Annotated in this window: 19 protein-coding genes, 2 tRNA genes and 1 pseudogene; 4 read left to right on the plus strand and 18 right to left on the minus strand. The window is 40.0% G+C overall.

The features are described from left to right. Positions 1 to 21: 21 nt before the first annotated feature. Positions 22 to 150 (minus strand): hypothetical protein, encoded by a 129-nt coding sequence (locus tag D8801_RS09950; RefSeq protein ID WP_260468147.1) that lies wholly within the window; start codon positions 148 to 150, stop codon positions 22 to 24. A gap of 162 nt (positions 151 to 312) precedes the next feature. Here D8801_RS09950 and D8801_RS06215 point away from each other — a divergent pair, with 162 nt between their 5' ends. From D8801_RS06215 to D8801_RS06225, 3 genes are all read left to right on the plus strand, one after another. Beyond that, the gene (locus D8801_RS06215; protein WP_125848624.1) at positions 313 to 1128 is read left to right on the plus strand and encodes an XRE family transcriptional regulator; all 816 of its coding nucleotides are present in this window, start codon (positions 313 to 315) and stop codon (positions 1126 to 1128) included. A 153-nt stretch (positions 1129 to 1281) separates the two neighbouring features. Continuing rightward, positions 1282 to 2313: an Abi family protein gene (locus tag D8801_RS06220; RefSeq protein ID WP_125848626.1), complete on the plus strand. Its 1032-nt coding sequence runs from the start codon at positions 1282 to 1284 to the stop codon at positions 2311 to 2313. Positions 2314 to 2437: 124 nt separating this feature from the next. Then, positions 2438 to 3580, plus strand: coding sequence for a tyrosine-type recombinase/integrase (locus tag D8801_RS06225; protein WP_125848628.1), 1143 nt, complete (start codon positions 2438 to 2440; stop codon positions 3578 to 3580). Positions 3581 to 3667: 87 nt separating this feature from the next. On the opposite strand, the gene D8801_RS06230 is transcribed toward D8801_RS06225, so the two are convergent. Both D8801_RS06230 and D8801_RS06235 read right to left on the minus strand, forming a co-directional pair. Continuing rightward, positions 3668 to 3943: an HU family DNA-binding protein gene (locus D8801_RS06230; protein ID WP_001284636.1), complete on the minus strand. Its 276-nt coding sequence runs from the start codon at positions 3941 to 3943 to the stop codon at positions 3668 to 3670. A gap of 107 nt (positions 3944 to 4050) precedes the next feature. Continuing rightward, positions 4051 to 4887 carry a DegV family protein gene (locus tag D8801_RS06235; RefSeq protein ID WP_125848630.1) on the minus strand — a complete coding sequence of 279 codons (837 nt, stop codon included), beginning with the start codon at positions 4885 to 4887 and terminating at the stop codon, positions 4051 to 4053. A 143-nt stretch (positions 4888 to 5030) separates the two neighbouring features. Between D8801_RS06235 and D8801_RS06240 the strand changes: the two genes are divergently transcribed. Further along, positions 5031 to 5885 carry a YitT family protein gene (locus D8801_RS06240; protein ID WP_125848632.1) on the plus strand — a complete coding sequence of 285 codons (855 nt, stop codon included), beginning with the start codon at positions 5031 to 5033 and terminating at the stop codon, positions 5883 to 5885. Positions 5886 to 5909: 24 nt separating this feature from the next. Here D8801_RS06240 and D8801_RS06245 read toward each other — a convergent pair whose 3' ends face one another. The 15 genes and pseudogenes from D8801_RS06245 to D8801_RS06315 all read right to left on the minus strand — a co-directional run bounded on the left by D8801_RS06245 (position 5910) and on the right by D8801_RS06315 (position 18874). Beyond that, a complete protein-coding gene (locus D8801_RS06245) occupies positions 5910 to 7307 on the minus strand; it encodes an APC family permease (protein WP_125848634.1) in 1398 nt (465 codons plus the stop codon). A gap of 214 nt (positions 7308 to 7521) precedes the next feature. Further along, positions 7522 to 8092 (minus strand): annotated as a pseudogene (locus D8801_RS06250) (hypothetical protein). Positions 8093 to 8111: 19 nt separating this feature from the next. Beyond that, positions 8112 to 9524, minus strand: coding sequence for a Fe-S cluster assembly protein SufB (sufB, locus tag D8801_RS06255; RefSeq protein ID WP_125848638.1), 1413 nt, complete (start codon positions 9522 to 9524; stop codon positions 8112 to 8114). A gap of 57 nt (positions 9525 to 9581) precedes the next feature. Continuing rightward, complete coding sequence (sufU, locus tag D8801_RS06260) at positions 9582 to 10022, minus strand: Fe-S cluster assembly sulfur transfer protein SufU (RefSeq protein WP_125848640.1); 441 nt, start codon at positions 10020 to 10022, stop codon at positions 9582 to 9584. Further along, positions 10009 to 11235, minus strand: coding sequence for a cysteine desulfurase (locus D8801_RS06265; protein ID WP_125848642.1), 1227 nt, complete (start codon positions 11233 to 11235; stop codon positions 10009 to 10011). The genes sufU and D8801_RS06265 overlap by 14 nt, the downstream gene beginning before the upstream one ends. 10 nt (positions 11236 to 11245) lie before the next feature. Next, positions 11246 to 12508, minus strand: coding sequence for a Fe-S cluster assembly protein SufD (gene sufD / locus D8801_RS06270; RefSeq protein WP_042768928.1), 1263 nt, complete (start codon positions 12506 to 12508; stop codon positions 11246 to 11248). Between the two features lie 27 nt (positions 12509 to 12535). Then, on the minus strand, positions 12536 to 13306 hold the full coding sequence (sufC, locus tag D8801_RS06275; protein ID WP_125848644.1) for a Fe-S cluster assembly ATPase SufC: 771 nt from the start codon (positions 13304 to 13306) through the stop codon (positions 12536 to 12538). A 150-nt stretch (positions 13307 to 13456) separates the two neighbouring features. Then, positions 13457 to 13651, minus strand: a complete 195-nt coding sequence (locus D8801_RS06280) for a DUF3272 family protein (RefSeq protein WP_125848646.1) — start codon at positions 13649 to 13651, stop codon at positions 13457 to 13459. Between the two features lie 27 nt (positions 13652 to 13678). Beyond that, entirely contained in the window at positions 13679 to 15337 is a 1659-nt protein-coding gene (gene dnaX, locus D8801_RS06285) for a DNA polymerase III subunit gamma/tau (RefSeq protein ID WP_125848648.1), read from the minus strand. Next, complete coding sequence (locus D8801_RS06290) at positions 15337 to 15834, minus strand: GAF domain-containing protein (protein WP_125848650.1); 498 nt, start codon at positions 15832 to 15834, stop codon at positions 15337 to 15339. The genes dnaX and D8801_RS06290 overlap by 1 nt, the downstream gene beginning before the upstream one ends. A gap of 82 nt (positions 15835 to 15916) precedes the next feature. Further along, positions 15917 to 17119 carry a 30S ribosomal protein S1 gene (rpsA, locus tag D8801_RS06295; protein WP_001001617.1) on the minus strand — a complete coding sequence of 401 codons (1203 nt, stop codon included), beginning with the start codon at positions 17117 to 17119 and terminating at the stop codon, positions 15917 to 15919. 163 nt (positions 17120 to 17282) lie between these two features. Further along, a tRNA-Gln gene (locus D8801_RS06300) sits at positions 17283 to 17354 on the minus strand. Between the two features lie 9 nt (positions 17355 to 17363). Beyond that, a tRNA-Tyr gene (locus D8801_RS06305) sits at positions 17364 to 17444 on the minus strand. A 49-nt stretch (positions 17445 to 17493) separates the two neighbouring features. Beyond that, a complete protein-coding gene (locus tag D8801_RS06310) occupies positions 17494 to 17724 on the minus strand; it encodes a DUF2969 domain-containing protein (RefSeq protein WP_000037107.1) in 231 nt (76 codons plus the stop codon). Positions 17725 to 17836: 112 nt separating this feature from the next. Then, positions 17837 to 18874: a branched-chain amino acid aminotransferase gene (locus D8801_RS06315; protein WP_311043421.1), complete on the minus strand. Its 1038-nt coding sequence runs from the start codon at positions 18872 to 18874 to the stop codon at positions 17837 to 17839. Positions 18875 to 18969 lie beyond the last annotated feature (95 nt).

The following is an 18969-nucleotide window of genomic DNA, read 5'->3' on the forward strand; positions in this document are numbered from 1 at the left end:
TTTGCCCCGCTCACCCCACTTCTATTTCAAGAAGTGTTTGATTAACTCAACACTGGCTGTAATCACTGTTGAGATAACCAGAGCCTTAGGACTGTTATTAAACCATGGCTCTTTTTTTGTTGCCTTTTCAGGCTTCTTGCGTCTTCGCATATCTCTTTTTCCTTTCGTTTTATTTGCTTATCTCTAAGCTTGATTATATTGTGTTACGATTTAAATCATACTCAAATAGTTTTTCGAATTTTTTCGGAATTCTTTATTTACAAAATCGAAAATAAACGGTAGTATGTAGTAAAGAAGATAGGAGGTGAAAATATGGCGAGAGGACGAGGGAAATTAACTCCTCAAGATAAAGAGGATATGAAAGTCTTTTCTGCAAATCTTAACTCAATTTTATCCGATAGAAATTGTAAACAAGCTGAGCTATCTCGAGCGACAGGGATACCGCCTAGCACATTGACAGGATATGTAAAAGGAACTTCTTTGCCGATCCCGGGTAATGTTCAAAAAATTGCAGATTTTTTTGGAGTCCCAAAATCTACTCTAGATCCGAGATTTGTTACTGCTAATCCTGTGGTTTACTCGATGGTGGGAGAATCATGTAATATATCTATCTCTCCCACTTCCTCAATCCAAACCATCTACAACCAACTAAAACCACTAAGACAAGACAAGGTCTTGACGTACGCTGAAAAGCAACTGAACGAGCAGAGAAACGAAGAAGAAACGAAGATAAACGAAGTTTCAGAGCTCATCCAGCTATATAGTTACGACTACTACGACCACCCAGCTTCTGCAGGTACAGGGCAGTATTTGAACGATGTACGAGTTGAACAGATTGAGTTGCCAGTAGATGTTGATGCCGACTTTGTTATTCCCATCAAAGGGGACTCAATGGAACCTGACTACCACGATGGCGACCTGGTATTCATTCAGACCAGCGTGGATCTGAACGACGGAGTTATAGGTGTATTCAACTATAACGGCGATGCTTATATCAAGCAGCTTTTCATTGATAAAGAACAGGCATACCTACATAGCTTAAACCTAGCGTACAAGGATATGCCAATCACACCAGAGACAGACTTCCGAATTATCGGTGAAGTCGTGGATTTGTATAGAGAGAAGTAAAAACAGCTATTTTCATTTTGGAAATAGTTGCTTGACAAAAATAACAAAAGACTCTATAATGTATTTATACGAATTGGTCCGGATGCCCGATGCATCCTACCGAAAGAGTCTCAATAAATTATTGGGGCTCTTTCGTGCTTTATAGGAGAAGAAATGAAACCTTTTTCCGATTTTAATAAACAAATTAAAATATTAGAAAATAGAAACTTAACTATTTTAGATAGAAAAGCAGCTAACTTTGCTCTCAGAAACTACGGTTATTACGAAATAGTAAATGGATACAAGATTTTTTTACTTGATTCATCCAAAACAGTTGAAACATTTTTAGAAAAAGAAACATTTGAACACCTTGTTTCACTTTATAATCTTGACAAACAAATCAGAAATTTGGTAATGCAAGCGACTTTGGAAGTAGAGTTGTCTCTAAGAACAGCTCTAGCTTATACTCTAGCAGAAGATTTTGGTATTTTAGAGTCAGATTATCTGGATAGAAAAAAATACAATAGAGGGAAATTTCAACATAAACACAAAAAATATCAAAGAGATTTTCTTCTGGATATGCTTAAAGACATCGCAGCCAATAGACCTGTAGAGCCTTTAAACTCTTATCGAATCAAACATAAGCACATACCTCCGTGGATACTTTTTAAAGAAACGACACTAGGAAATATCACCAATTTTATTAAAATCCTAAAAGGTCCACAAAAAGACAAGATTATTTCTCTTTGTACAGGTCTTTCTAGCTCTCAACTAACACCAGCAGATAAAACTTTATTTATAGAAATACTCGATTTAATATTAGCATTCAGAAATCGTGCTGCTCATGGAGGACGTATGTTTAATTATAAAGCAAGTGCGAGTCTAAGTTACCACAAAAAGTTTCATAACCAAATAAAGATAACACCGGCTGATTACCGAAATGGTAAAGGGCAAAGAGATTTATATACTTTCTTCCATTCTTTAGCCTTATTTGATAACAAAGCAGGCTTTGACTTATTAGAACTATGTCTCTATTCTATAAAGGAGCATGATGCATCATACCCCTCAGATTGGCTAGTTTTAGCCAGCGAAATGGGATATCCAAAAGATGTTCTAAAAACAGATTTACAAAGGCATCGTAATTTCCACAAAAATTACCGTTGGAGATACCTGTGGCATGCTATAAAAAATATATTTAAAAAATAGAAAACAAAAAATCCCCACGCTCTCAAACTTTGGCGAGTCTGAACGTGAGGCAATCAGGATAGTAAACGGCATTAAAAAGCCCTCTTTACTATACCCATTTTATCAAATTATAGGAGAAAATACAATGTGGGTAGAACAACATAAAAGTGGAAAAGCAAATTTTGTTGAAAGGTATAAAAATCCTTACACCGAAAAATGGGCCAGAGTATCCATTCTCATGGAAAAAGACACTCCTCGTATCCGAAAAGAAGCTCAGAAACAACTTGAAATAAAAATAGCAAATATTCTAAGCGATCTGGAAAGCTCAGAAATGCTTTTTACAGAGCTTTTCGACCAGTGGTGGCCATTCTACCAACAAGAGATTAAACGTTCTTCTATTGCTTCCTTAAGCGGGAATATCAAAGAGATAAAAGATGACTTCGGAGTAGGTATCAAAGTATCTAAAATTGATCCCAAGTATGTTCAATCTTACCTGGACAAACTTGATTGCTCCAGAAATAAAAAAGAGCGGAACAAGTCCATGCTCAATCTTGCTTTTGATTATGCAATAGACCTCGGCATTATCAAGGACAATCCAGCTAGGAGAGCTAAGCTTCCAAGGGTTAAAAAATCTTTGGAAGATTGGAAAAAAGTAGAACAAAAATATCTTGAAGAAGATGAAATCAAACTGCTGCTGAAAGAGTTGTATCGTAGGCCAAGTACTTATCGAATCGGGCTGCTCTCGGAATTTATGAGCTTGAATGGTTGTCGTATCGGTGAAGCTGTTGGAATCGAACCACATAACGTTGATTATGAATCTAACGCCCTGCAGCTTCATGGAACATACGACCATACGAATGGATATCAAAAAGGTGAAAAGACATCACCAAAAACTCTAGCCTCCTATCGTGAAACGGTCATGACTACTCGTGAGAAAGAAATATTGGAAGAGATGGAATTCATGAATGAACTAGAGAAGAATACCAATCCTCGTTATAAAGACATGGGTTTCATCTTCACAACAAAAAATGGAGTGCCATTGCAAACAAACTCTTTTAACCTGGCTCTAAAAAAAGCCAATGAAAGACTTGAAACACCAATCCAGAAAAACCTTACCAGTCACATATTCCGTCACACTTTGGTAAGTCGACTTGCTGAAAACAATGTCCCACTCAAGGCTATTATGGATCGCGTTGGCCACTCGGACTCAAAAACAACGACACAAATCTATACTCACATCACAAAACAAATGAAATCAACGGTGGCAGATGTCATGGAAAAGTATTAGTCTTTGCCCCAAAAATGCCCCAAAGCAAACAAAAAAGCCTGTCTCACAAGCTCAAATGCTTGATATGACAGGCTTTTTGAAAATTCATTATTTAACAGCGTCTTTAAGAGCTTTACCAGCTTTGAATGCTGGAACTTTAGAAGCTGCGATTTTGATTTCTTTACCAGTTTGTGGGTTGCGACCTTTACGTGCAGCACGCTCACGAACTTCAAAGTTACCAAAACCAATCAATTGAACTTTTTCACCAGCTGCAAGGTATTCAGTTACTGCTGCGAATACAGCATCAACTGCTGCTGCTGAATCTTTCTTAGTCAATTCTGTAGCTTCTGCTACTTTAGCGATCAAATCTTGTTTGTTTGCCATGTTAATAATTCCTCCAAATAATTTCTAATTAACAAATATAATCATATCCTAAAATTGCCCACAGGTCAAGTCAAAAACGCTATTTCTAACGATTTTTCTCTATTTTTTTAGGAATGATATCGAACCAAGACAGCCCACGCATTTTCACCTGTATGTGTCTGAATGATAGAGCCTGTTTCCAGTACTGAGATTGGTTTTTCGACATAAGTTTGTAAAACATTCTTCATCTCATTGGCCCATTCATTGGTACCAGCGTAGGAAATTCCAATCTCTGCAACCGATTTATGAGAAAGGGTCTCGGCTAGCTCGTCAAGCCATTTTTTAAATGTCTTAGCACCGCGCCCCTTTACAATAGGTTGGAGTTCATGGTTCTTCATTTGCATGACGACACGAATATTCAAAAGAGAACTGATCAAGCCTGTCACACGCCCAATACGACCACCTTTGACTAAATTTTCCAAAGTCGAAACACCGATATAAAGTTCGGTATGGTTTTTCACATCTTCCACATGTGCCAAGATGGTTTCTAAATCTTTGCCTTCTTGGGCAAGTTTAGCTGCTTCAACAACTTGAAACTTCATCGCCTGATCTGTAAAAGAACTATCAATAACGGTCACATCAGCAGTTGAGAGACTTGCCCCTTGGCGAGCAGCTTCAACGGTTCCAGACAAGGCATGGGACATGTGAATAGCGAGTATCTGACTGCCGTCTTTACCTAGTTCTTCAAAAACTTCAGCAAATACTCCCACTGGAGGCTGACTGGTTTTAGGTAGATTTTTACTTTGCTGCATAAGATGAAGGAATTCCCCTTCTTTCAAATCTGCATCAGAATAAAGGATACCATCAATCATCACAGATAAAGGAACAACGGTGATATTTAATTCTTTAACTACTTCTGGTTCAATAGTAACAGAGGAATCAGTTACAATTTTTACTTGTGTCATATCTTCAATCTTTCTATTCTTCTCAATAAGATAGGGATTTATCACTTTTATTATATCAAAAAATTGTTAAAAAATCATGATGAATCCAATGAAAAAGCTTGGAATTTTGGTATAATCTATCTATAGAAAAGCGAGGGAAAGTCATGATCCGAAAAGTTCAGCCTATTATTACTATCATACTTGGGGCAGCTATTTATGCCTTTGGTCTTACCTACTTTGTAGTTCCTCACCATTTGTTTGAAGGCGGAGCAACTGGTATCACATTGATTACCTTCTATCTCTTTAAAATTCCAGTCTCATTGATGAACCTCTTGATAAATATTCCTTTATTTATCCTAGCCTGGAAAATATTTGGTTCTAAGACTCTCTACTCCAGTCTCTTGGGAACTATCTCCCTCTCGATCTGGCTTGCTGTCTTTGAACGAATTCCTTTACAATTTGACTTGCAAGGCGATCTCATTATCGTTTCGCTAGTTTCTGGTGTTTTACTGGGAGTCGGTTTAGGAGTTATTTTTAATGCTGGTGGGACTACTGGTGGTTCAGATATTGTTGCCCGTATCCTCAATAAATACACCAATATCTCAATTGGTAAATTACTCTTTGGAATTGACTTTTTTATCCTAATGTTGATTTTAATTATCTTCCAAGATCTTCGTCTCGTTACCTATACTCTCTTGTTTGACTTTATCATCGCTCGTGTTATTGACTTGATCGGAGAAGGGGGCTATGCTGGTAAAGGATTTATGATTATCACTCAGTATCCTGAGCAATTGGCTGATAAAATCAATGAAGAACTAGGACGTGGCGTGACCTATATCTCTGGTCAAGGCTACTACAGTAAGAAAGATTTGAAAATCATTTATTGTATCGTCGGTCGAAATGAAATCGTTAAAATGAAGGATATGATTCACCATATAGACCCTCAAGCCTTTATTACCATCACAGAAGCTCATGAAATACTAGGCGAAGGATTCACTTTCAAAAAAGAAAATAGATAAAAAGCTGGGAAATTTTTCCAGCTTTTATTTTTCTTCAGAAAGTGTAGAGTGACGATAGCCATAAGTAAAGTAAATCACTAGTCCAACCAACAAAGCAAGTCCAAAGGCAATCCATGTTTCCTTGGTGTACTGAAGCATAAAGGAAAGACAGATAAGAATGGAAAGGATTGGCAAGAGCGGCACTAAAGGAGTTTTGAATTCTCCTTCTTTTGGCACGCCCTTATCCTTTCTGAGCTTGATAATACCGTAGGCAAGTAGAATTAGATAGGCTAGTGTACAGATATTTAAAAAAGCAGCGATACTGGCTAGCGGAAAGACTCCTGCTGCAATGGCTGAAGCAACTCCTGTTAAGATGGTCGCATTCTTTGGAACTCGGCTAGTTTTACTTAGCTGTTTAAAACTTCGAGGTAATAGACCATCACGTGCTAAGCTGTAAATCATTCGAGAAAGAGCGTAGGTCATGGAAATACATACGGTTATCAGGGTTAGAATGGCTACCAGTGAAACATAGTTGGCTGCCCAGCCAATTCCGATACTACGCAATGAAAAGGCCACTGCATCATCCACATTGAGTTGGCTATAGTGAACAATCCCAGTCAATACTATTGTTACCAAGGCATAGAGAATGGTGACGATTGTCAGAGAAAGCACAATTCCGCGAGGAATATTTTTTTGCGGACTTTGAATTTCATCAACTACCATGGAAATCGACTCAAAACCGAGAAAACCAAAGAACATCAAAGAGGCTCCTGCCATAATCCCAGTACTTCCTCCATAAAGCTGACCAAAACCAAAAGGAGCAAAATTCGACCAGTTTTCAGGTTTGATATACCAAATGCCAACTAGGATAAATAAGGCAAGAGCAGAGAATTTCAAGACCACTAGAAGCGAATTAAAGCGTAAGGCTGCCTTGGAATTTAACAAAACCAATCCCGTTACCAATGTCAGTACTAAAATAGGCAGAAGATCGATATAGGTTCCCTGTTCAGGGTTAAAAGTTCCATTCAAGGCTTGAGGCATGGAGATACCATAATTACTGAGTAAGCCCTTAAAGTAAGCTGCCCAGCCAGACGCCACACCCGAAACAGCTGTCATGAATTCCATGATGGTCAACCAGCCAGCAATCCAGGCTGGCAATTCTCCTAAAATAGCATAGAGATAACTATAAGCGCCACCAGTTGCAGGCACACGAGAGGCAAATTCTGCAAAAAAGAGGGCTGATAGAGAAACACACAGGGCAGAAATCACGATGGAAACCACTAGTGATGGACCAGCTAGGGTAGCCGCTGCTGTTCCTGTAATGGTGAAAATCCCTGTCCCCACCATGGCACCAATCCCTAGAAGAATCAAATCCCACAATTTCAAATGGCGATGCATCTCTGTCTGTCTCAGACTAACATCCTTGGTTCTAAAAATATTCATACTTCATCTCCACTAAGTGTAATTGTTTTATTTTACCATATAAAAGTATTTTTGTGAATATTTATTAGGTTCTTTTTTGAAAAAAATTCTGAACAGAAAGGATTCCTGTTCAGATTTTGCATTTTTAACCACTGATTTCTTCAATTAGTTACTTATCAAGCAATTAAGCTCAACAGTACACTCCATTGAAAGTTTTTTGGGGATTTGAGATTTTTTAAACTTCAAAGTAAGGGAACGGACGGTCACTATCTAAAGGACGATTTGGAACTTCTTGTTCCAAAATAGCACGCCAACCAGATACCAATTCTTCAAAAGTCAGTTGTGCTTCTGGAGAAGCTGTTGTCAGCTTCCGTCCAAACCAAGCCATGGTTGCAGTTTCAAACTGAAGCATAGCGTACTGGATTACTGGTACATCTGTCTCTTCATAATTTTCATTTACTGCACGCGCTACTTCTGCCGCTTGTGGAAGGAGTTGATTGCTGATTTTATCGATAAGAGTCTCATCCATCTCTCTCCATGAAAGAAGTTGACCATTTACCTGATAAAAGAGCTCAAAGGTTTCTTGATTTTTCTTAAAATTGGTGAGAACAAAAGCACATTCTACTGCCTCAGGACCACCAGCAGCTTTTACAGCGTTTATCAAGAGGTTTTGTTCCATTTGTCGCCAATAATCATCTGCTTCTTCTACTAAATCAACTGTAAAAGGTGGAACAATTTCCTCGACAGGAATTTCACCTTTATTCGCTTTTTCAACATTACCAAATAATTTTTTTTAAGAAACCCATTTGCTTCTCCTTTTTGGACTTATCCGACTGAACCTTCCATTTCATAGCTAATCAAGCGGTTCAGCTCAACTGCGTATTCCATTGGAAGTTCTTTTGTGAAGGGTTCCACAAATCCCATGACAATCATCTCGGTTGCCTCAGTTTCTGATAAACCACGGCTCATGAGGTAGTAGAGTTGTTCTTCTGAAATCTTAGATACTTTGGCTTCGTGTTCCAAAGCAACTTGCGAGTTATGAATTTCATTAAATGGAATGGTATCTGACGCTGATAAGTCATCCATGATAATGGTATCACACTCGATATGGGAAACGGATTTCTTAGAGTTCTTGTTAAAGGTTACTTGTCCACGGTAGTCCACCTTTCCTCCGCCTTTAGCGATGGATTTAGACACGATAGACGAGCTTGTATGTGGAGCGTTGTGGATCATCTTAGCACCTGTATCTTGGTGTTGTCCTGCATTAGCAAAGGCGATAGAAAGCATGGTTCCACGCGCTCCTTCTCCATCAAGGTAAACAGATGGGTATTTCATGGTTGTTTTAGCACCCAAGTTTCCATCGATCCACTCAACAGTCGCATCTTTCATTGCTTTAGCACGTTTGGTTACCAAGTTATAGACGTTATCAGACCAGTTTTGGATGGTTGTATAACGCATGTAGGCTCCGTCCAAAGCAAAGATTTCTACAATGGCTGCATGCAAGCTATTGCTTGAGTATGTCGGTGCTGTACATCCTTCTACATAGTGGACGCTTGCTCCCTCATCAACGATAATCAAGGTACGTTCAAACTGACCAGTATTTTCGTTGTTGATACGGAAGTAGGTTTGGAGTGGGATATCAACCTTGACCCCTTTTGGTACATAGATAAAGGTTCCACCAGACCATACTGCTGAGTTAAGGGCTGCCAACTTGTTATCAGTCGGAGGGACCAACTTCGCAAAGTATTGTTTAAATAAGTCTGGGTATTCCTTGAGGGCAGAATCTGTATCTGTAAAGATAATTCCTAACTTTTCAAACTCTTCCTTCATGTTGTGGTATACGACTTCTGACTCGTACTGGGCAGAGGCACCAGCTAAGTAAGCACGCTCCGCCTCAGGAATCCCGATACGTTCAAAGGTTGCCTTGATTTTTTCAGGAACTTCATCCCAAGAACGAGCTGGTTTGTCAGATGGTTTTTGGTAGTAGATCAAGTCATCAAAGTCAATCTCTGACAGGTCTGCTCCCCAAGTTTGCATAGGCATTTTCTTGAAGGTTTCATAAGACTTCAAACGGAACTCCAACATCCACTCAGGCTCACCCTTAGCAGCAGATAATTCACGAATAACACCTTCGTTGAGTCCTTTTCCTGTCGATAGGACAGGCTCTACATCATCATGGAAACCAAATTTATATTCACCAAGGTCAATTGGTTTTGGTTCTACTCTTTCTTCAGCCATAATATCCTTTCTTTCATTCTTCATTTCTACTGATTCGTAAGACAAAAGAAACTTGTCTTACTGTTTTTCTTGATCTTCAATTGTTTTCTTAAGGGCATTCCAAGCTAGGGTTGCGCATTTGATTCGCTGAGGGAATTTAGCAACACCTGACAAGAAAGCTGCGTCACCGAGACTATCTTGTCTGTCATCTTTTGTCCCTTGAACCATTTCAGAAAAAATAGTCGCAAGTTCTAAAATTTCTTGTTTGGTTTTTCCTAAAACGGCATCTGTCATCATACTAGCAGAGGCAGTTGAGATGGTACAACCCGAGTTTAGAAAAGCAATATCTTCCAAACGATCGTCTGCATCAAACTTGACAGAGAGGTTGATGACATCCCCACAGGTTGGATTGTTGAGACTGATTTGTTCAGCGTCTTCTAACTTCCCTTGGTGATGTGGATTTTTCGAATGGTCTGCTACCACTGCCATATAAAGGCTATCTAGTTTAGAAAGTGCCATTGAAAAACTCCTTTGTCTTTTGTAGGGCATCGACTAGTTTGTCGCAATCTTCCTTGGTATTGTAGATATAAAAACTTGCACGAGCTGTTGCTGGGACTTCCAAATATTGGAGCAAAGGTTGAGCGCAATGATGACCTGCACGAACTGCTACCCCTTCATAATCAAGTGCTGTAGCTAGGTCATGGGGATGAAGATCACCTAGGTTAAAGGCAATAACACCTGAACGTTGGGCTAAATCCTGGGAACCGTAAATGGTCAAACCTTCAATTGCCTGTAATTTTGGAAAGACATATGCAATCAATTCTTGTTCATGGGCTTCAATGACGTCCATACCAATCTTTTCTAGATAATCCACGGCAGCAGCAAGTCCGATTGCACCTGCCATATTTGGAGTTCCAGCCTCGAATTTCCAAGGCAATTCCTTCCAACTAGCAGACTGCTCATAAACGAAATCAATCATCTCACCACCAAATTCAAGGGGTGACATTTGTTCTAGATACTTTTCTTTGCCGTAAAGAACACCGATTCCAGTCGGACCAGCCATCTTGTGACCTGAAAAGGCAAAGAAGTCCACATCCAAGTCCTGAACATCAACCTTCATATGAGGCGTAGATTGAGCACCATCCACCACCATAATGGCTCCAACTTGATGAGCTAATTGAGTGATTTCTTTGATTGGATTGACCACACCCAGAACATTTGAAGCATGAGCTAGGGAGACAAATTTAACCTTATCAGTCAATTTAGCTCGCAAGTCATCCATATCCAAGGCACCGTCCTTGAGATAAACATAGACAAGCTCTGCTCCAGTCTTACGGCAAGCTTCCTGCCAAGGAATAATATTAGAATGGTGTTCCATGACAGAAATCAAAACTTGATCTCCCTCAGTCAGGATTTCCTCAGCAAAGTGTGCCACCCAGTTAAGGCTGGTTGTCGTTCCTCTGGTAAAGAGAACTTCCTTTGTAGAGCCTGCATTGATAAACTTACCAATGGTTTCACGAGCAGCTTCATAAGAAGCTGTTGCTCGCTCAGCCAAGGTATGAACACCACGGTGAACATTGGCATTTTCCTGCTCATAATAGCGGTTGATTGTTTCAAGAACTGCTAGTGGTTTTTGTGTCGTCGCAGCATTATCCAGATAGACCAGAGGTTCATCATTAACAATCTGGTCTAAAATTGGAAAATCCTTGCGAATCGCTTCTACATCTAACATAGGCTTCCCCTTAGCGTTTTGACAATTTTTCTTCGATAGTTGCAATCATTTCGTCTCGAACTTCTTTGACTGGAATCTCAACGATAACGGATCCAAGGAAACCACGAACAACCAAGCGTTCTGCAGTTGCCTTATCCAAGCCACGACTCATGAGATAGTACATATCTTCTGGATCTACTTGTCCGATAGAAGCCGCGTGACCTGCAGTAACGTCATTTTCATCAATCAAAAGAATTGGGTTGGCATCTGAACGTGCTTGGTCTGAAAGCATGAGAACACGACTTTCTTGTTGGGCATCTGCTCCCTTAGCACCCTTGATGATGTGGCCGATACCATTGAAGGTCAAAGTTGCTTTTTCAAGGATAACCCCATGTTGGAGGATATTTCCGATAGAGTTGCAGCCGTAGTTAGTCACTCGAGTATCAATCCCTTGAACTTGGCGGCCGCTTGAAAGAGCTACGACTTTAAGGTCAGCATGGCTACCATTTCCAATCAAGTCACTATCAAAGTCCGCAACGACGTTTCCTTCGTTCATGACACCGATTGCCCAGTCAATGCTTGCATCGTTGCCTAGTTTACCACGACGGCTAATGTAGGCCGTGACATTTTCACCAAGCCGGTCAATAGCAGCAAATTTCACTTGAGCGCCAGAGCGAGCTATTACCTCTACAGTAATATTGGCAGTTGCTTTGGCACTACCTTCGCCACGAGACTCTAAACGTTCAAGATAGCTTATTTTAGAATTTTTACCAGCGATAATCATAATATGCTTGTTAAATGGCACATCGCTATCACTGTCTTGGTAGAAAATTCCTTCGATTGGCTCTGTAATCTCAACATTATCAGGAATATAAAGAACAGCACCACTGTTAAAGTAAGCTGTATGATAAGCTGCCAACTTGTCGTCATCATACTTAACTGATGACATGAAGAATTCCTCGATAAGTTCTGGAATTTCTTCTAAAGCTGAGTGGAAGTCTGTAAAGACTACTCCTTGTTCAGCCAATTCAACTGGTGTTTGCTCAAAAACAGTCTGCGTTCCTACTTGCACCAACTTCAAGTGATTATCTAGAGCCGTGAAGTCTGGAACATTTGCTGAAGGCTCACTTTCTGTGATGGTTCCATCTCCCAGATTCCAACGGTGAAATTTGACACGCTCAATAACTGGTAATTCCAAACTCTCAATCTTATCAAAAGCTTTTTGACGGAGGTCAGCCAACCAGCTTGGTTCAGCGTGCATTTCTGAAAAAAGTTTAATATTCTCTTTAGTCATTTACTTCTCCTAAAAGATACGAGGGAATTACAATTCTTCCTTGTAGTCATAGCCAAGTTCTTCAGCTAGTTTTGCGTATCCTTCACGTTCCAAACGGGCAGCCAATTCTGGACCACCAGAAAGAACCACACGACCTTCCATCATCACGTGGACCACATCTGGTGTGATGTAGTTCAAAAGACGTTGGTAGTGAGTGATGATCATAGCACCAAAACCTTCGCCACGAATAGCATTGACACCTTTCGATACAACTTTAAGTGCGTCAATATCAAGACCAGAGTCAATCTCATCCAAGAGGGCAAAAGTTGGTTCCAACATCAAGAGTTGAAGAATTTCATTACGTTTTTTCTCACCACCAGAGAAACCTTCGTTGAGGTAACGCTCTGCCATTTCTTCTTTCATGTTGAGCAATTCCATTTTCTCGTCCAGTTTAGTGATGAACTCACGAACTGAAATCTTTTCATCATCTTCTTTACCAGCATTCATAGCTGCACGAAGAAATTCAGCATTGGTAATTCCTGGGATTTCTGATGGGTATTGCATAGCCAGGAAAAGTCCCATACGAGCGCGCTCATCCACTTCCAACTCAAGGATGTTTACGCCATCAAACAAGACCTCACCTTTGGTAACCTCATAGTTAGGGTTCCCCATAATAGCTGCAGAAAGAGTCGATTTACCAGTACCATTTGGTCCCATGATAGCTGCGATTTCTCCTGTTTTCAGAGTCAGATTGACTCCTTTCAAAATTTCTTTTCCTTCAATCTCAACGTGAAGATCTTTGATCTCTAATACTGACATGATAGTTCCTTTCTTTTTCAAACATTTTGCTCAATACTTTAGGAAATTGCTTACAATCCCTAAAAAATAGGACAAAAGGTCAATAAATATACTCTACTAGTATAACAAAAAAAAGCCTAAAAGGCTTTGATTTTGTCTAGAAGCTGGGGGCTAATCCTTGCGGTTTAAGTGTTGATCAATAGCGTCTACGATTTTTCCCATCACGTAACTTAACCTAAAATTTCGAAAGAGTAGAATGGCCCAAAAAGCTGCCATAACATAGCGACCAGTCATCAAAGATTCATTGAAAAAATAAGTCTCAGCAGTCGTGAATAATGCTATTATGATAAATTGTTGTCTATTCATAGGATTATTGTACCATGAAATCCACTTTTAGTCTTCTTCGACCATGACTTTATCAGCCAGAAATTCGAATCCTTCTGGAATCAGGCTCTCTTCTTCAACCTCTTGCTCGGCTTGAGAAGACTTGTTTTTAGCTGAAAATGCTGCTCGAACCTCTTTCCATTCCTCTAGGGAAATAGCCAGAATTTCAGGTGAAAATCCCGCAGCTTGGCTAAGAATATTGCCAAACATGGTATTGAGGTTGTCCCTTTTCATGGTTTGCCCAGCATTGAAATTAGACTCAAAGGCTAAAATAGCATGGTGTTTATTGGCCGCAACTGGTTGAGAACCTACGAGAAGAGCTTTATCAGGTCCAGCTAAGCTTTCGATCACTTCTCCCCATGCATTCTGGAGGCGAACCAAGTTTTGCCGTGCCAAATCAGGATTTTCGACGGCTTCTTGCAGAATAGCCTGAACTTTATTGCGATCCACTCGGTAGACTGTCTTGGAAGGGACTGGACGACTAGGAACAGGCGCAACTTGTTTAGGAGCTGTGCCCACATTAGCAAGTTCTTGTTTGAGCCGTGCAACTTCCTGTCTCAGTGCAGAAATTTCACTTTCAACAGCTCCTGAAAGAGCAGATTCAGGCTTGATTTCAGCTAAACGTATGGTCATCATCTCAGCATAAATCTTGGGTTGCAAGCTAGCCTTCATATCTGCCAAGCTTACTGTTGCTAGACGAATCATTTCAAAGAGACTTTCCTGGGAAAGAGCTAGATTGTCCATAAAAACTGAACTATGATGAGTATTTTCGCCACCTGTCTGAACAACTAGTAGATCACGCAAATACTGCAAGAGATCCGTCACAAAACGAGTCATGCTCTTGCCATTTTCAAACAAAAGATTCAAAGAATCAAGCGCTTTTGGAACATCCTGCTGGGACAAGGCAGCTACATAATCATCAAGTGCTGATAAACTAATAGTACCTGTAATCTCCTCAGAGATGGCAGTCGTGAGCTCATTCCCTTGCGTCAAACTCAAGGCTTGATCCAAAATAGACAAGGCATCCCTCATCCCACCTTCAGCCCGTCTAGCTATAATTTCCACAGCCTCTGGTTCAGAACTGATATTTTCTTTTTCTAAAATATGATGAATATGTGCCGTGATATCTTGCGTTCTGATCGATTTAAACTCAAAACGTTGAACACGGGATAAAATGGTTGCTGGAATCTTGTGCAATTCGGTGGTCGCCAAGATAAAGACAACATTCTGAGTTGGTTCTTCCAAAGTCTTCAAAAGCGCATTAAAGGCTCCTGTAGACAGCATATGAACCTCGTCTATGATATAGACCTTATAACGTGCCAAACTAGGAGCATAGGTGGATTTATCACGAATTTCTCGGATTTCATCAACTCCGTTATTCGAAGCCGCATCCATTTCGATAACATCTTCTAAGCTACCTTCTGTCACAGCCTGACAGATATAACAGTGATTACACGGTTCTCCATCCACTTGATTTGGGCAGTTCATAGCCTTGGCAAAAATCTTGGCTACACTGGTCTTCCCAGTTCCACGAGGACCTGAGAAAAGATAGGCATGACTAATCTTTTCCTGCTCGACCGCTTGTTTTAGGGTTTTAGCCACAACTTCTTGACCTACTAGTTGTGAAAAAGTCTGGCTTCTATATTTTCGATAAAGTGCTTGATACATTAGGCTTTCTCCTCAAACATCGTAAAGTCCCATTCTGTCTTCTCAAGCAAAATAGCGACAAGTTGTTCCAAGTAATCACGGTCAACAGCATTGTAATCATCAATAAGTGAAGAATCCAGGTCTAAGACACCCAGCAATCGACCATTCTTAAGCATGGGAACTACGATTTCACTCTTGGCCATACTATCACAAGAAATGTAGTTTGGATAGGTGCTCACATCCCCAACTAAAACAGTCTCTTGAAACTCAGCAGCTTCTCCACACACGCCTTTCCCAAGTGGGATGCGAATGCAAGAAACGCCACCCTGAAAAGGCCCTAAAACCAACTCGCTTCCATCAAACAGATAAAAACCTGCAAATACAGTATTCGGAAAGCGAGATTTTAGGAGGGCACTAGCATTCGAAAGATTGGCAAGAACGTTGCTCTCACCCTCTAGTAAATAAGAGAGTTCCTCGTTTAACAATTGATATTGTGATTGTTTTTCTGAATCTAACATAGAACTATTATATCAAAAATGAGAAAGAGACAAAAGAAAAATCCCTTGTTTTAAACAAAGGATTTTGAGATTGTCAATTTGATTAAAGTTCGATATCACCGAACAAGTCAGCCATTGAGAATCCTGTTTGTGTTTCTGGAAGTTCGAAATCACGTTTTTCTTGACGTTTTGGACGACGTGGACGAGCAGCACGTTTTTCTTCTTTTTGTCCTTCTTCTTGAGCTGGACGTTCTTCAAGAGCTTTGATAGAAAGTGATACGCGTTCTGCGTCAGCGTTAACATCAAGGACTTTAACAGTAACTTCTTGACCAACAGTAAGAGCTTCTTTTGGATTTTCGATACGTTTGTGTGAAATTTGTGATACGTGAACAAGTCCATCGATACCTGGCAATACTTCAACAAATGCACCAAAGTCAGTCAAACGTTTAACTGTTCCTTCTACTACATCACCTTTAGCCAATTTTTGCTCAACACCATCCCATGGTCCAGGTGTTGTTGCTTTAAGTGAAAGTGATACGCGTCCTTCTTCTTCGTTAAGATCAAGGATCTTCACTTCAATTTCTTCACCAACAGTTACAACTGATTTAGGTGAAACGTTACGTTCGTGTGACAATTCAGTCAAGTGAACCAATCCGTCAACACCACCAAGGTCGATGAAAGCACCAAAGCTAGTGATACGAGCAACTTTACCAGTTACGACATCACCAACAGCCAATTTACCGAATACTTCAGCACGAGCTGCTGCAGTAGCTGCTTCAACAACTTCACGACGTGAAAGGATGAAGCGGTTTTCTTTTGGATCAACCTCTTTGATTTTAGCATCAAATTCTTGACCTACAAAACGCTCAGTGTTACGTACGAAACGAGTATCCAACATTGAAGCTGGGATGAATCCACGAACACCTTCAAATTCTACTGAAAGTCCACCTTTAACGGCACGAGTTCCTTTAACAGTAACAACTTCTTCTTCGCGTCCTACAAGTTTATCCCATGCTTTGCGAGCTTCAAGGCGTTTTTTAGATACAAGGTATGTAACTGTATCAGTATCTTTACCAACTACTTGACGAAGTACAAGAACATCCAATACTTCTCCTACTTTCACAAAGTCATTGATATCTGCATCGCGATCGTTTGTCAATTCGCGAAGAGTCAAGACACCTTCAACACCAGTTCCAGAGATTGCAACGTTAGCTTGAGTCGCATCAACTGTCAATACTTCAGCACTAACAACATCACCAGGCTCAACTTGGCTAACGCTATTTAGCAAATCTTCAAATTCGTTCATCTAAAAAATCCTCCAACAATCAAGTATTTTTCAAAACTTGACATACTTATAATTTTTTTCCTAAGCACCCGCAAGAACATGTTCGTATTGTTCACGTCTTTCAATATAAAAATAAAATACCCTAAGATATTTTTCTTTTTATCTTGAATTTATTACCTAAGAACTGGGGTAGCTGGATTCGAACCAACGCATGAGGGAGTCAAAGTCCCTTGCCTTACCGCTTGGCTATACCCCAATGATGAGATGGAGAGAGAGGGATTCGAACCCCCGAACCCGAAGGAGCGGATTTACAGTCCGCCGCGTTTAGCCTCTTCGCTATCTCTCCAATGCTTAACGAAAACTATTATATCATGAAATTTTCAAAAAAACAAGCATTATTTTGTTAAATTATAGTTTTCAATCAAAATTTCCACAGCTTTCTCAAGTTTTTTATAAAAACTATCGACATTTCCATTCTTTATGATGGCAAATTGACTATCTAATTCGGCAATTTCGCCAATGACCTTTTTTCCAATTGTCAAAACGTAACCTTCATAACTGTCTTTTCCAACAGTCACTTTTGCATCTGTTAATTGGATTTCAATTTTCTTATCTTTTTTACTCATACTGTACCTCTTTTCACTTTTTCTATTGTACAAGAAAATGCTCAAACTAGCAAGAAAAAACTCCATTTCAGCGATTACAACTGCTACGGAGTTCTTCTTTACTTCATGTCTTTTAGTCCACTTTGACAATCCATCCCTCTGGGGCTTCAACATCACCGAATTGGATACCGGTCAATTCATCATAGAGTTTACGTGTAACAGGACCTACTTCTGTTTCACTATAGAAAACATGGAAATCATCGCCGTGTTGAATGCCTCCAATTGGTGAAATAACCGCTGCTGTACCGCAAGCACCTGCCTCTACAAAACGATCCAAATTATCGATTGGGACATCGCCTTCAATCGGAGTCAAGCCCAAGCGGTGTTCTGCCAAGTAAAGCAAAGAGTACTTGGTAATAGATGGCAAGATAGATGGACTCAATGGCGTAACAAATTCATTGTCTGCCGTGATTCCAAAGAAGTTGGCTGATCCGACTTCTTCAATCTTTGTATGTGTAGATGGGTCTAAGTAGATAACATCTGAAAATTGACGTGACTTGGCCATTTTACCTGGGAGGAGGCTAGCAGCATAGTTCCCACCTACCTTGGCCGCACCTGTACCATTTGGAGCTGCCCGGTCGTATTCATCCTGAATCAGGAAATTAGTTGGAACTAAACCGCCTTTAAAGTAATTTCCAACTGGCATAGCAAAGATGGTGAAAATATACTCTTCTGCTGGTTTAACCCCAATAATATCTCCAACACCAATCAAAAGTGGACGAAGATAAAGGGTTCCACCTGTTCCATATGGTGGGACGTATTCTTCATTTGCACGCACAACTGCTTTACAAGCTTCTACAAACATTTCTGTTGGAACTTGTGGCATCAAAAGACGGTCGCAGGTACGTTGCAGACGCTTGGCATTTTCATCAGGGCGGAACAGTTGAATACTGCCATCTTTGGTACGGTAGGCTTTTAATCCTTCAAATGCTTGCTGTCCATAGTGGAGACTTGGAGAAGACTCTGAAATATGCAAGGTTGCATCCTCTGTCAATTCTCCTTGATCCCATTGACCATTTTTATAATGAGCGATGTAACGATAAGGTAATTTCATATAAGAAAATCCAAGGTTTTCCCAATCAATTGCAACTGTCATGTGTTTCTCCTTTATACTATTCAAACTATGTGTTCTATTCTACACTTTTCTAGTAAAATTTCAAGTATTATTTGTAATTTTCTGAAAATTTTTTCAACACAAAAGAAATC

Origin of the sequence: Streptococcus oralis (assembly GCF_003943415.1) — a bacterium.
Taxonomy (GTDB): domain Bacteria; phylum Bacillota; class Bacilli; order Lactobacillales; family Streptococcaceae; genus Streptococcus; species Streptococcus oralis_BJ.

What these genes read in the sequence shown, in the direction of transcription:
- D8801_RS09950 (WP_260468147.1), bottom strand. Translation starts at nt 150, where the DNA reads ATGCGAAGACGCAAGAAGCCTGAAAAGGCAACAAAAAAAGAGCCATGG.
- D8801_RS06215 (WP_125848624.1), top strand. Translation starts at nt 313, where the DNA reads ATGGCGAGAGGACGAGGGAAATTAACTCCTCAAGATAAAGAGGATATG.
- D8801_RS06220 (WP_125848626.1), top strand. Translation starts at nt 1,282, where the DNA reads ATGAAACCTTTTTCCGATTTTAATAAACAAATTAAAATATTAGAAAAT.
- D8801_RS06225 (WP_125848628.1), top strand. Translation starts at nt 2,438, where the DNA reads ATGTGGGTAGAACAACATAAAAGTGGAAAAGCAAATTTTGTTGAAAGG.
- D8801_RS06230 (WP_001284636.1), bottom strand. Translation starts at nt 3,943, where the DNA reads ATGGCAAACAAACAAGATTTGATCGCTAAAGTAGCAGAAGCTACAGAA.
- D8801_RS06235 (WP_125848630.1), bottom strand. Translation starts at nt 4,887, where the DNA reads ATGACACAAGTAAAAATTGTAACTGATTCCTCTGTTACTATTGAACCA.
- D8801_RS06240 (WP_125848632.1), top strand. Translation starts at nt 5,031, where the DNA reads ATGATCCGAAAAGTTCAGCCTATTATTACTATCATACTTGGGGCAGCT.
- D8801_RS06245 (WP_125848634.1), bottom strand. Translation starts at nt 7,307, where the DNA reads ATGAATATTTTTAGAACCAAGGATGTTAGTCTGAGACAGACAGAGATG.
- sufB (WP_125848638.1), bottom strand. Translation starts at nt 9,524, where the DNA reads ATGGCTGAAGAAAGAGTAGAACCAAAACCAATTGACCTTGGTGAATAT.
- sufU (WP_125848640.1), bottom strand. Translation starts at nt 10,022, where the DNA reads ATGGCACTTTCTAAACTAGATAGCCTTTATATGGCAGTGGTAGCAGAC.
- D8801_RS06265 (WP_125848642.1), bottom strand. Translation starts at nt 11,235, where the DNA reads ATGTTAGATGTAGAAGCGATTCGCAAGGATTTTCCAATTTTAGACCAG.
- sufD (WP_042768928.1), bottom strand. Translation starts at nt 12,508, where the DNA reads ATGACTAAAGAGAATATTAAACTTTTTTCAGAAATGCACGCTGAACCA.
- sufC (WP_125848644.1), bottom strand. Translation starts at nt 13,306, where the DNA reads ATGTCAGTATTAGAGATCAAAGATCTTCACGTTGAGATTGAAGGAAAA.
- D8801_RS06280 (WP_125848646.1), bottom strand. Translation starts at nt 13,651, where the DNA reads ATGAATAGACAACAATTTATCATAATAGCATTATTCACGACTGCTGAG.
- dnaX (WP_125848648.1), bottom strand. Translation starts at nt 15,337, where the DNA reads ATGTATCAAGCACTTTATCGAAAATATAGAAGCCAGACTTTTTCACAA.
- D8801_RS06290 (WP_125848650.1), bottom strand. Translation starts at nt 15,834, where the DNA reads ATGTTAGATTCAGAAAAACAATCACAATATCAATTGTTAAACGAGGAA.
- rpsA (WP_001001617.1), bottom strand. Translation starts at nt 17,119, where the DNA reads ATGAACGAATTTGAAGATTTGCTAAATAGCGTTAGCCAAGTTGAGCCT.
- D8801_RS06310 (WP_000037107.1), bottom strand. Translation starts at nt 17,724, where the DNA reads ATGAGTAAAAAAGATAAGAAAATTGAAATCCAATTAACAGATGCAAAA.